At 65.8% G+C, this 11729-nt stretch carries 13 protein-coding genes and 1 pseudogene; 13 read left to right on the top strand and 1 reads right to left on the bottom strand.

The genetic code is table 11. The annotated features are described in order from the left end of the window. From WB785_RS09155 to aroQ, 4 genes and pseudogenes are all read left to right on the top strand, one after another. A partial coding sequence (locus tag WB785_RS09155) for a chorismate synthase (protein ID WP_424078607.1) occupies window positions 1–262 on the top strand: 262 nt, incomplete at its 5' end. 5 nt (window positions 263–267) lie between these two features. Next, window positions 268–783, top strand: a pseudogene (locus tag WB785_RS09150) (shikimate kinase); the annotation flags it as partial. 158 nt (window positions 784–941) lie between these two features. Then, the gene (aroB, locus tag WB785_RS09145) at window positions 942–2030 is read left to right on the top strand and encodes a 3-dehydroquinate synthase (protein WP_424078606.1); all 1089 of its coding nucleotides are present in this window, start codon (window positions 942–944) and stop codon (window positions 2028–2030) included. Next, on the top strand, window positions 2027–2458 hold the full coding sequence (aroQ, locus tag WB785_RS09140) for a type II 3-dehydroquinate dehydratase (protein ID WP_424078605.1): 432 nt from the start codon (window positions 2027–2029) through the stop codon (window positions 2456–2458). The genes aroB and aroQ overlap by 4 nt, the downstream gene beginning before the upstream one ends. On the opposite strand, the gene WB785_RS09135 is transcribed toward aroQ, so the two are convergent. Next, on the bottom strand, window positions 2455–3204 hold the full coding sequence (locus tag WB785_RS09135; RefSeq protein ID WP_424078603.1) for a B-4DMT family transporter: 750 nt from the start codon (window positions 3202–3204) through the stop codon (window positions 2455–2457). The genes aroQ and WB785_RS09135 overlap by 4 nt on opposite strands. A gap of 33 nt (window positions 3205–3237) precedes the next feature. Between WB785_RS09135 and WB785_RS09130 the strand changes: the two genes are divergently transcribed. The 9 genes from WB785_RS09130 to WB785_RS09090 all read left to right on the top strand — a co-directional run. Continuing rightward, a complete protein-coding gene (locus tag WB785_RS09130; RefSeq protein ID WP_424078602.1) occupies window positions 3238–4344 on the top strand; it encodes a M24 family metallopeptidase in 1107 nt (368 codons plus the stop codon). A 14-nt stretch (window positions 4345–4358) separates the two neighbouring features. Then, window positions 4359–4916 carry an elongation factor P gene (gene efp, locus WB785_RS09125; protein ID WP_424078600.1) on the top strand — a complete coding sequence of 186 codons (558 nt, stop codon included), beginning with the start codon at window positions 4359–4361 and terminating at the stop codon, window positions 4914–4916. Further along, window positions 4909–5400, top strand: coding sequence for a transcription antitermination factor NusB (gene nusB, locus WB785_RS09120; protein ID WP_424078598.1), 492 nt, complete (start codon window positions 4909–4911; stop codon window positions 5398–5400). Before efp ends, nusB begins: the two co-directional genes overlap by 8 nt. Further along, window positions 5397–5786: an antitermination protein NusB gene (locus tag WB785_RS09115; RefSeq protein ID WP_424078597.1), complete on the top strand. Its 390-nt coding sequence runs from the start codon at window positions 5397–5399 to the stop codon at window positions 5784–5786. Before nusB ends, WB785_RS09115 begins: the two co-directional genes overlap by 4 nt. A 54-nt stretch (window positions 5787–5840) precedes the next feature. Then, on the top strand, window positions 5841–8642 hold the full coding sequence (locus tag WB785_RS09110; RefSeq protein WP_424078595.1) for an aminotransferase class I/II-fold pyridoxal phosphate-dependent enzyme: 2802 nt from the start codon (window positions 5841–5843) through the stop codon (window positions 8640–8642). Between the two features lie 185 nt (window positions 8643–8827). After that, window positions 8828–9571: a GntR family transcriptional regulator gene (locus WB785_RS09105; protein ID WP_424078594.1), complete on the top strand. Its 744-nt coding sequence runs from the start codon at window positions 8828–8830 to the stop codon at window positions 9569–9571. Beyond that, window positions 9568–9795, top strand: coding sequence for a 4Fe-4S dicluster domain-containing protein (locus WB785_RS09100; protein WP_424078592.1), 228 nt, complete (start codon window positions 9568–9570; stop codon window positions 9793–9795). The genes WB785_RS09105 and WB785_RS09100 overlap by 4 nt, the downstream gene beginning before the upstream one ends. A gap of 35 nt (window positions 9796–9830) precedes the next feature. After that, a complete protein-coding gene (locus WB785_RS09095) occupies window positions 9831–11192 on the top strand; it encodes an ABC transporter substrate-binding protein (RefSeq protein WP_424078591.1) in 1362 nt (453 codons plus the stop codon). 5 nt (window positions 11193–11197) lie between these two features. Continuing rightward, window positions 11198–11729, top strand: a 532-nt coding sequence (locus tag WB785_RS09090) for an ABC transporter permease (RefSeq protein ID WP_424078608.1), incomplete at its 3' end; no start/stop codon positions are given.

Raw genomic sequence — 11729 nt, 5'->3', positions numbered from 1 at the left:
GATCTCGACCGTCCCGCGGGCGCTGGCCACCGTCGACATGGCGACCGGTGACGAGGCCGTCGCGATCAACCAGCGCTCCGACGTGTGCGCGGTGCCGGCCGCCGGTGTGGTCGTCGAAACCATGGTCGCGCTGGTGTTGGCCCGCGCGGCGCTGGAGAAGTTCGGCGGCGACTCGCTGGCCGAGACCCGCCGCAACGTCGAGTCCTACCTGCGGTCGGTCGCCGAGCGTGAACCGGCCGCCGATATCCGGGTGTCAGGCTAAAAGCGATGGCGCCCAAGGTCGTACTGGTTGGACTCCCGGGTTCGGGTAAGTCCACGATTGGGCGACGGCTTGCCAAGGCACTCGACGTCACGATGCTCGACACCGACGTGGCAATCGAACAGCAGACCGGGCGGCGCATCGCCGACATCTTCGCCACCGATGGCGAGAAGGAGTTCCGTCGCATCGAAGAAGACGTGGTGCGCGCCGCGCTGGCCGAGCATGACGGTGTGCTGTCGCTGGGGGGCGGCGCGGTCACCAGTCCCGGTGTACGCACTGCGCTGGCCGGCCACACCGTGGTGTTCTTGGAGATCAGCGCCGCCGAAGGGGTGCGGCGCACCGGCGGCAACACCGTGCGGCCGTTGCTGGCGGCGAAAGACCAGGCCGAGAAGTACTCCAAATTCAAAGCGCTGATGTCGCAGCGCATTCCGCTGTACCGGCAAGTCGCCACCATCCGGGTCAACACCAACCGGCGCAATCCCGGAGCCGTCGTGCGTTATATCGTGGCGCGCCTGCAAGACCCGCAAAGCTGCGGACCCGGTCGCGGCCGTCGCCGGCCGCCATGGCGTCGTGCGCCGTCTTCGCTGACCCCGACCACACCCGAATCCTTAACCGGGCCACCGCCTACTCCCGCCACTCCGGCGGCGTTGGCCGCCGCCCGTCGTCGCACCGAGGCCGGCAAATGATCGATTCGGACACACCGGTCACCGTCGAGGTGGCCGTCGACCCGCCGTATCCAGTCGTGATCGGCAGTGGTCTGCTGGGCGAGCTCGACAAACTGCTTGCCGGGCGGAACCGAGTCGCCATTGTGCATCAGCCGGTGCTAACCCAAACCGCCGAGGAGGTCCGGACTCGGTTGGCCGCCACGGGGATCGACGCGCATCGCATCGAAATCCCAGACGCCGAAGCAGGTAAGGACTTGCCCGTCGTCGGGTTCATTTGGGAAGTGCTGGGCCGCATCGGCATTGGCCGCAAGGACGCATTAGTCAGCATCGGTGGCGGCGCTGCTACCGACGTCGCGGGTTTCGCCGCGGCGACCTGGCTGCGGGGTGTGTCGATCGTGCATGTGCCCACCACGTTGCTCGGCATGGTCGACGCGGCGGTCGGCGGCAAGACGGGTATCAACACCGAGGCCGGTAAGAACCTGGTGGGTGCGTTTCATCAGCCGATCGGTGTGCTGGTCGACCTGGCCACCCTGCAGACGTTGCCGCCCAACGAAATCGCGGCCGGTATGGCCGAAGTCGTCAAGGCCGGTTTCATCGCGGACCCGGTGATCCTGGATCGGATCGAAGCCGACCCGAAGGCAGCGTTGGACCCGTCGGGTGAAGTGCTGCCGGAGCTGATCCGGCGGGCAGTCGCCGTCAAGGCCGAGGTCGTCGCCGCCGACGAGAAGGAATCGCAGCTGCGCGAAATCCTCAACTACGGCCATACCCTGGGCCACGCGATCGAGCGCCGGGAACGCTACCAATGGCGCCATGGCGCAGCGGTTTCGGTGGGCTTGGTGTTCGCTGCCGAGCTGGGCCGGCTGGCCGGGCGACTCGACGACGCCACCGCCGATCGTCACCGCAGCATCCTGGATTCGCTGGGTTTGCCGGTCGGCTACGACGCCGACGCCTTGCCGGAACTCGTGGAGTACATGGCCGGCGACAAGAAAACCCGGTCAGGGGTGCTGCGGTTCGTGGTTCTCGACGGGCTGGCCAAGCCGGGCCGGTTAGAGGGCCCGGATCCGGCGCTGCTGGCAGCGGCATACGCGGAGGTGGGGGGCAGATGAACATCAACGTGATCAACGGGCCCAACCTCGGCCGGCTGGGCCGCCGGGAGCCGGAGGTCTACGGCGACACCACCCACGACGACCTGGTCGCGATGATCGAAGGCGAGGCCGCCGAGCTGGGGCTGAAAGTCGTTGTGCGGCAAAGCGACAGCGAGGCTCAGTTGCTCGATTGGATTCACCTGGCCGCCGACGCCGGAGAACCGGTGATCCTCAACGCCGGCGGGCTGACGCACACGTCGGTGGCGCTGCGGGACGCCTGCACAGAGCTGAACGCGCCGCTGATCGAGGTGCATATCTCCAATGTGTATGCGCGCGAGGACTTTCGGCACCACTCTTACTTGAGCCCAATCGCGACCGGGGTAATCGCCGGCCTCGGCGTGCAGGGCTATCTACTGGCGCTGCGTTATCTGGCCAGCGTCTCCCGCTAGCCCTCGTCCCGCTTGGTCGTCGGCTCGGTGCGCTCGGTGTCGCCCTTAGTCGGGATCTGCTCAGTGGCTTCGGCATCGTGCGGCTTGGTGACCTCGGTGGTCGTGTCCTCGCTGTGGCCCGGGCGGATGGCCTCGGTTGTCTCTTCGGATTCCTCGCTGTAAGCCTGCGGCGCCCCGTGTCCCTCACGCTCGGCCGTTGCCACCGCCGACTGCTGCTCATGGGGCAACGCCCCGCCCTCCGCGGTGCCGGCCTCATCGGAGCGGACCGCAGCGAAAACGTCGGTGTCGGCTCGATCTTCCTCACGGCCGCCTTGCGGGTTGTAGGCACCCTTGCGGTCAATCAGGTAGCGGCCAAGCGTCACGCCGCTGATTCCGCCCAGAAAAACCAGCAACGCGGTGAAGGCCGCGAACACGGTGAGCTCGTTGATCAGCCCACCGACGTACAGCGCCTTGTAGAACACCCCGATCACCCACGTCACCGCGCCGCTGAGCAGCCCGGCCACCAGGCCGCCGAGCAGCCACACCATCGCCAGATCGGAACGGCGGTCCGGATCCGGGTTAGCGGCGGCGTCGGCGCGGCCGTCCCTGACCCCCCAAAAGACCACGCCGGCCAGGAACAGGATCAGCAGCACGATGCTGATCAGCCCGGCCTGCGTCTGCATCACCTGGATCAGCGATCCCTGAAACAGGCGTACGACGACCATCGCAGCGCCGAAGACCAGGCCGCGCAGCATCCAGTTAGTCATGGGGCCACAGCGTAGCGAGTACCGTCAGCGTGCGTGACACATTCCCAGCGGCGAGCCGCGCTCGGGGCGCGACTTCGTGCGGCCGAATTGGATGCGATGCTGGTCAGCGACCTGATCAACGTGCGCTACCTGTCCGGTTTCACCGGGTCCAATGCGGCGCTGCTGGTATTTGCCGACGACCGCCCGCCGGTGTTGGCCACCGACGGCCGCTACCGCACTCAGGCCGCCCAGCAGGCACCTGACTTGGAGGTGGCCATCGAGCGGGCCTGCGGGCGTCACCTGGCCAGGTGGGCGGCGTCCGCGGGCGTGCAGCGGCTGGGTTTCGAGAGCCATGTGGTGACCGTGGACGGCTTCGACGCGCTGGCCGACGAACTAGCGCAGGCCGGAACCGAGTTGGTGCGCGCCTCGCAGACGGTGGAGGCGCTTCGCGAAGTCAAGGACGCCGGCGAGGTGGCGCTGTTGCGGTTGGCCTGCGAGGCCGCCGATGCCGCGTTGACGGACTTGGTGGCACGCGGCGGGTTGCGGCCCGGCCGGACCGAACGCGAGGTCGGCCGCGAGCTGGAGGCCTTGATGCTCGACCATGGCGCCGACGGCGTCTCGTTCGAGACGATCGTGGCGAGCGGTGCGAATTCGGCGATCCCGCATCACCGGCCCACCGATGCAGTGCTGGCCGCCGGCGACTTCGTCAAGATCGACTTCGGTGCCCTGGTCGGCGGCTATCACTCGGATATGACCCGGACGTTTGTGCTTGGCAAGGCCGCCGATTGGCAACGCGAGATCTACGACCTGGTTAGCGCCGCACAACGAGCCGGTCGCGATGCCTTGCATGCCGGCGCGGAGCTGGCCGACATAGATGCAGCATCGCGCCGCGTCATTATCGACGCCGGGCACGGCGAGCGCTTCGGGCATGGCCTCGGCCATGGGGTAGGGCTGCAGATCCATGAAGCGCCAGGGATCAACGCCTCGGCCGCCGGTACACTACTGGCGGGCTCCGTGGTGACCGTGGAGCCCGGCGTCTATTTACCCGACCGTGGCGGCGTCCGCATCGAGGACACGCTGGTCGTGGCAGACACGGGCCAGGCTCATGGACACACACCGGAGTTACTCACCCAGTTCCCCAAGGAACTGGCGATCGTGTAGGAGATTCAGGGACTGTGGCAAGTACTGCCGATTTCAAGAACGGACTGGTGCTGGTGATCGACGGCCAGCTATGGCAAATCGTCGAATTCCAGCACGTCAAACCCGGCAAGGGACCGGCGTTCGTGCGGACCAAGCTGAAGAACGTGATCTCGGGCAAGGTGGTGGACAAGACCTACAACGCGGGCGTCAAGGTGGAAACCGCCACCGTGGACCGGCGTGACACGACTTACCTCTACCGCGACGGGTCCGATTTCGTGTTCATGGACAGCCAGGACTACGAGCAGCACCCGTTGCCGGAGTCACTTGTTGGCGGTGCGTCGCGGTTTTTGCTGGAGGGGATGCCGGTGCAGGTGGCCTTCCACGACGGGGCGCCGCTGTACCTGGAGCTGCCGGTGACCGTCGAGCTCGAAGTCACGCACACCGAGCCGGGTCTGCAGGGCGACCGATCCAGCGCCGGCACCAAACCGGCGACGCTGGAAACCGGGGCGCAGATCAATGTCCCGTTGTTCGTCAACACCGGCGACAAGCTCAAGGTCGACTCCCGCGACGGTAGCTACCTGGGCCGTGCCTGACGAGCCGGCGAGGCCTGTTAAAGGACGCCACCAGGCCCGTAAGCGTGCGGTCGACTTGTTGTTCGAAGCCGAAGCCCGCGGGGTGACACCGGCCGATGCGGCTGACTCCCGCACCGCCCTGGCGCAGACGAAGCCCGATATTGCGCCGCTGCACCCCTACACCGCGACGGTGGCCCGCGGTGTCACCGAGCACGCGGCACACATCGACGATTTGATCGCCTCGCATTTGCAGGGCTGGACCTTGGACCGACTGCCCGCGGTGGACCGGGCCATCCTGCGGGTGGCCGTGTGGGAGCTGCTGCATGCCGACGACGTGCCGGCCCCGGTCGCTGTCGACGAGGCGGTCGAGCTGGCCAAGGAGCTGTCCACCGACGATTCCCCGGGCTTCGTCAACGGGGTGCTGGGTCAAGTAATGCTGGTGACACCGCAGATCCGGGCGGCCTCGCAGGCGGTCCGAGAAGCGGTTCGCGAACACCGGTCATGACTCGGCTGGAGCTGCGGGTCGTCATTGCCGCCGTGCTCGCGGCGACGGTGGTGCTGGGCGCGGTGCTGTGCGCGGCCTACGGGCAGGCGGCGATCGCGGCGGCGCTGGCGATCTATGGGTTGGGCGTCGGGGCATGGCTTTATCACGCGATCGAGCGCCTTCTGCTGGCCCGTCGCATCGACACGGTTCGCTCCGCCGCCACGCCATTCCGGCCGTTACTGCCGGTGATGGCCGCGATCATGGCGCTGACGCAGGCCGTGGTGCGATCACTGTCCGACGTCACCGAGGCGGCGCCTAAGCGCTGGGACCTTCCGGTTCGGCGGTGGATGGAGATCACTCGCGGCGACCGCAGGATCAACGACGCCGACGACGAATTCGAGGACTAAGCCGACGCCTCCAAAACGGCCTCGCGCCGCTCGATGTGGGAGAACACTGGCGAGATGGACCGAGACGGCAGGCGCCCGAGGCGGCTTCACGTTTCCGCTTTGGCGGCGGTGGCGAACCCGTCGTACTCGCGCATCGATACCTGGAACCTGCTCGACGACGCGTGCCATCAGCTCGCCGTGGTCGACCGGGCCGGGCTGGACACCAGCCACGAAGCGGCCAGGGCGAAGCGTCTGATCAACCGCCTCAGCGCCTATGAGCGTTATTGGATATATCCCGGCGCGGAGAACTTGGCGACATTCCGCGAGTATCTGGACAACCTGGCCACGGTGAGCCTCGAGGAGAAGGTGTCGCTCGCGGTGCGGCTACTGTCCGAATACGGCGACCGCGCAGCGCTGTTCGACACATCGACGTCGTTGGCCGATCAGGAATTGGTGGCGCGGGCCAAAGAACAGCAGTTCTACACGGTTCTGCTCGCCGATGATTCCCCGCCGACGGCTCCCGAGGGCTTGGCGGAATCGCTGCGCGCGCTACGCAATCACAGCGACGACATGCAAATCGAATTCCTGATCGTTACTAGCGTCGAGGACGCCATCACCGCGGTCGCGTTGAACGGGGAGATTCAGGCTGCGATCATTCGCCACGACATTCCGCTGCGGTCGCGGGACCGGGTCCCGCTGATGAACTCATTGCTCGGCGTCAACGACAAAGTGGTGGCCACCGACCGCACCCACGACTGGGAGGAATGCGGCGAATGGATCCACGAGCTGCGGCCGAGCATCGACCTTTACCTGCTCACCGACGAATCGATCGCCGCCGAAACCGAGGATGTGCCCGACGTCTACGCCCGGACCTTCTACCGGCTCAACGACGTCACTGATCTGTACAGCACCGTTCTCGCCGGTATCCGAAGTCGTTACACCACACCGTTTTTCGATGCACTACGGGCTTATGCGGCACGGCCGGCCGGTCAATTCCACGCCCTTCCGGTAGCGCGCGGCGCCAGCATCTTCAACTCGAAATCGCTGCAGGACATGGGCGAGTTCTACGGCCGCAACATTTTCATGGCCGAGACGTCGACCACCTCGGGCGGGCTGGACTCGCTGCTGGACCCGCACGGCAACATCAAGGCTGCGATCGAAAAGGCAGCCAAAACCTGGAACGCCGACCACACGTATTTCGTCACCAACGGGACATCGACCGCCAACAAGATCGTCGTGCAAGCGCTCACCCGGCCCGGCGACATCGTGCTGATCGACCGCAATTGCCACAAGTCGCATCACTACGGCCTGGTACTCGCCGGGGCTTACCCGCTGTATCTGGACGCCTACGAACTGCAGCCGTATGCGATCTACGGCGCTGTGCCGCTGCCCGTCATCAAGAAGGCACTGCTTGATCTGGAGGCGGCCGGACAGCTGGACCGGGTGCGCATGCTGCTGCTCACCAACTGCACCTTCGACGGTGTCGTCTATAACCCGCGGCGGGTGATGGAGGAAGTGCTGGCGATCAAGCCGGACATCTGCTTCCTGTGGGACGAGGCGTGGTACGCGTTCGCCACCGCGGTGCCGTGGGCGCGCCAGCGCACTGCGATGGTCGCCGCCGAGCACCTCGAAACGATGCTGTCGTCTCCGGCCTATGCGCGGGAGTACCAAACGTGGTGCGCCGAGATGCACGGGGTCGATCGCTCGGAGTGGATCGACCATCGGTTAATGCCCGACCCGAGCCTGGCGCGCGTGCGGGTCTACGCCACCCACTCCACCCACAAGTCGCTGTCGGCGCTTCGGCAGGCGTCGATGATCCACGTCCGCGACCAGGCTTTCGAAGCGCTCACCCGCGATATGTTCCTCGAGGCGTTCTTGACCCACACGTCGACGTCGCCCAACCAACAGCTGTTGGCGTCGCTGGATTTGGCACGCCGGCAAGTCGATATCGAAGGGTTCCAGCTGGTCCGAAGCGTCTATGACATGGCCCTGGTCTTTCGTCACCGGGTTCGCAAAGACCGGTTGATCGGCAAGTGGTTCCGTATTCTCGACGAGTCCGATCTGGTGCCCGACGAATTCCGGCTCTCAGCGGTCAGCTCTTATCGTCAGGTGCGGCAGGGCGCGTTGGCGGAGTGGAACGAGGCATGGCGTTCGGATCAGTTCGTGCTCGATCCAACGCGGGTCACGCTGTATCTCGGTCAGACCGGCATGAACGGATACGACTTTCGCGAGAAGATCCTGATGGACCGGTTCGGGATCCAGATCAACAAGACGTCGATCAACAGCGTGCTGTTGATCTTCACCATTGGTGTCACCTGGTCGAGCGTGCACTATCTGCTCGATGTGTTGCGTCGGGTGGCCACCGATTTCGATCGCATCCAGGGCGCGGCCAGCAGGGACGATCGCGCTTTGCACCAACGTCGGGTGGAGGAGATCACCGAGGATCTGCCGCCACTGCCGGACTTCAGCAAATTCGATGCAGCGTTCCGACCAGGCGGCGCAAGCACATTCGGTGACATGCGCGCGGCGTTCTACGCCGGATACGAGGAGTCCGACCGCGAGCACGTCCTGGTCGGTGAGGCCGGGCGGCGGCTCGCCGAGGGCAAGGTTCTGGTGTCCACCACGTTCGTCGTGCCCTACCCGCCCGGCTTCCCGGTCCTGGTTCCGGGGCAGGTCGTCTCCAAGGAAATCGTGTATTTCCTTGCTCAACTCGACGTCAAGGAGATCCACGGATACGACCCCGACTTAGGGTTGTCGGTTTTCACCGAAGCAGCGCTGAAACGGATTACCGCGGCCCGGCAGGCGATTGCCGAGGCGAACGGACAGGGCAACGCGTCTCAGGTGGCGATGGCACAGACGCAGGCCATCAACCGCTAATAGGCAGGCTCATTTTGCTCAGGCGGATCGGAAACTGGGTGTTCGCCGATAGGTGGCGCAATGATCGGCACGCTGCGGGTTTCGGCTGGTAGCGGCGGAGTTGGCGGCGGCGCAATGCGCTGCGTGCCGGTGTGAACGTAGTCGGCTGGCCAGGGCAGACCCGCCAACGTCGATAGCGTGACGGCGTGGCCGCAGCCGTACCATTGCCGATTCGCCAACCGCGGGCCGATCGCGCTCGTCAGGTCGCCGACGTGCTGCGCCACCAGATCCACTCCGGCGTCTACGACGACGGGCTGCCGGCTGAGCTCGCCCTGGCGGCGGAGTTCTCGGTGTCTCGCAACACCATTCGGGCGGCGCTGACCACACTGAAGAACGAAGGGCTGATCGATCGCGGACCGAAGGTCGGCACACATGTCGCGCAGCGCAAATACGACCACCGACTCGACACGCTGCTAGGGCTGAAAGAAACCTTCAAAACCTACGGCGAGGTCCGCAACGAGGTACGTGCGGCAATGGTCGTGTCCGCGCCGCCGTCAGTGGCACAGCGGCTGCGACTCGAGCCGGGCCGGCAGGTGGTGTTCATCGAACGGTTGCGCTATCTCGGCGGCCTGCCGTTGAGCCTCGACCTGACCTATCTGACACCCGATGTCGGCGCCGAGGTCCTGGCCCAGCCGCTGGAGACCAACGACGTGTTTGCGCTGATCGAGCAGCTCACCGGCCACCGTCTGGGCTCGGCGTCGTTGGCCCTGGAGGCTATCCCCGCCGACGCGCACTCCGCGGCCGCGCTGCAGGTGCCGGACGGAGCCGCGCTGCTGATGCTCGAGCGGCTCACCAGTCTGGACGACGGCACACCTATCGACCTGGAGTACATCCGGATGCGTGGTGATCGAATCACCATGCGCGGCAACCTGATAAGGAGCACGCCATGACGCTGGTCAACCACCGCGCCGACGTCCCCGTCACCATCGACGAGTCGCTGTGTATCGACGGTTGCACGCTGTGCGTCGAGATCTGTCCGCTGGACTCACTCGCGATCAATCCCGACACCGGAAAGGCCTTCATGCATGTCGACGAATGCTGGTACTGCGGCCCGTGCGCAGCCCGTTGTCCGACGGGCGCAGTGACGGTCAATATGCCCTACCTGATTCGCTGAAATCCACTGAAATTCACTGTCCCCTAGGATATTTCATGAGAAAATCCGTCGCCAGGCCGGCCTCGGCTGCGGCCGCGTTCGCCGTGGTCGCCGCCGGCTGCGCATTGGACTCCGCGAATGCGGTGAACGTGGTCGTGGGCTATCAGTCCAAAACCATCAACACCGTTACCGCGGGCACGCTGCTGCGGGCTCAGGGCTACCTGGAGCATCGGCTGGCCGACGTGACCAAGCGCACCGGTACCCGCTACCACGTGGTGTGGGAGGACTACGACACCGGCGCGCCGATCACGGCGCAAATGGTCGCCGAAAAGATCGACATCGGCTCGATGGGCGACTACCCGATGCTAATCAACGGATCCAAGACACAGGCGAACCCGCGCGCGGCCACCGAGATCGTCTCGGTGACTGGCTACAACGCCAAGGGCGCACTGAACATGGTTGTGGTCGCCCCGAATTCGACGGCCACCGCGGTGACCGACCTGGCCGGTAAGAAAATCTCGGCCAGCGTCGGGTCGGCCGGTCACGGGACGCTGGTACGAGCGCTGGCAGGCGCCGGCATCAATCCCAGCACCGGCGTGGAAGTGCTCAACCAACAACCTCAGGTCGGCGCCTCTGCGCTGGAATCAGGGCAGGCTCAGGCACTTTCACAGTTCGTTGCATGGCCGGGCCTGCTGGTTTACCAGGACAAGGCCAAGCTGCTCTATGACGGCGCGGAGTTGAACTACCCGACCCTGCACGGCGTGGTGGTGCGTCGTGGATATGCGGCCACCCACCCCGAGGTGCTTGACGCGTTCCTGCAGGCTCAGCTCGACGCAACCGACTTCATCAATTCACAACCGCTGGAAGCGGCGCGAATCGTCGCCCAGGGCAGTGGGCTGCCGCAAGAGGTCGTCTACCTCTACAACGGCCCGGGCGGCACGTCGTTCGACACCACGCTCAAGTCGTCGCTGGTTGACGCGCTGAAAAACGATGTGCCGTACCTGAAGTCGATCGGCGACTTCGCCAGCCTCGACGTGGCGAATTTCGTGCAAGACGGCCCGCTGCGGAAAGTGTTCGCCGACCGCAAGCTCACCTACGCCAAGGCGTTGCGCGCCACCCCGGCGGCACGGGGAAGCGAGCTCTGGCTGGACGGATCGGACACCACCCAGCCGGTCGCCAATCCGGGCAGCCTGCTCAAAGCCGTCCGCGACGCGACCGCCCGCGGTGCGCACGTGCGCGCCGCCTATGTCCCCGACAGTGAGCTGGGCACTCGATGGTTCGCGGACAAGTCAGCCTGGGTGCGTGACGGCACGAACTACTTGCCGTTCGACACCATCGCAGGAGCGCAGCGCTACGTTGCCGCGCACCCGGGTAGCAGCGCCATCGACTACCAGCAGGCATTGGCAGGTGCAGTGTGACCGCCATCGAAGTGGGGATCGAAGGCCCGAAAGTCGCGGTGCCGGTGGCCCCAAAAGACCCAGTCGTCAAGCCGCGACGGCCCGATGCGGTGTGGCGGTCACGGCTGCTGCGGTTGGTTTCGGTTGCGGCCGCAATTGGCTTGTGGCAGTTGCTCACCGCCGGACACGTCCGTCTCTGGCTGCGATTCGACACGCTGCCGACCGTCACCGAGATCGTTGGCGCGTTGACGCGCGCGCTCGGTACCGACGCCTACTGGCTTGACCTGGCCCAGTCGCTGATCCGCATCCTCACCGGGTTCGGGCTTGCGGCCGTTGTGGGCGTGGCAACCGGCATCATGCTGGGCCGGTCGCGGCTTATCGGCGATCTGCTGGGTCCGCTGACCGAGCTGGCCCGGCCGATTCCGGCGATCGCGGTGGTGCCGGTGGCCATCCTGCTGTTTCCCACCGATGAGACCGGGATCGTCTTCATCACGTTCCTCGCGGCGTATTTCCCGATCATGGTCAGCACCCGGCACGCGGTGCGGGCGCTGCCGACGC

This window comes from Mycobacterium sp., assembly GCF_049585075.1.
Taxonomy (GTDB): Bacteria; Actinomycetota; Actinomycetes; order Mycobacteriales; family Mycobacteriaceae; genus Mycobacterium.
The sequence above is the reverse complement of the archived record's forward strand: the minus strand, read 5'-3'. Positions and strand labels throughout refer to the sequence as shown.

Excerpts from the sequence above, each read along its gene's own strand:
- aroB (WP_424078606.1), top strand. The coding sequence starts at position 942 with ATGATCGATTCGGACACACCGGTCACCGTCGAGGTGGCCGTCGACCCG.
- aroQ (WP_424078605.1), top strand. The coding sequence starts at position 2,027 with ATGAACATCAACGTGATCAACGGGCCCAACCTCGGCCGGCTGGGCCGC.
- WB785_RS09135 (WP_424078603.1), bottom strand. The coding sequence starts at position 3,204 with ATGACTAACTGGATGCTGCGCGGCCTGGTCTTCGGCGCTGCGATGGTC.
- WB785_RS09115 (WP_424078597.1), top strand. The coding sequence starts at position 5,397 with ATGACTCGGCTGGAGCTGCGGGTCGTCATTGCCGCCGTGCTCGCGGCG.
- WB785_RS09110 (WP_424078595.1), top strand. The coding sequence starts at position 5,841 with ATGGACCGAGACGGCAGGCGCCCGAGGCGGCTTCACGTTTCCGCTTTG.
- WB785_RS09100 (WP_424078592.1), top strand. The coding sequence starts at position 9,568 with ATGACGCTGGTCAACCACCGCGCCGACGTCCCCGTCACCATCGACGAG.
- WB785_RS09095 (WP_424078591.1), top strand. The coding sequence starts at position 9,831 with ATGAGAAAATCCGTCGCCAGGCCGGCCTCGGCTGCGGCCGCGTTCGCC.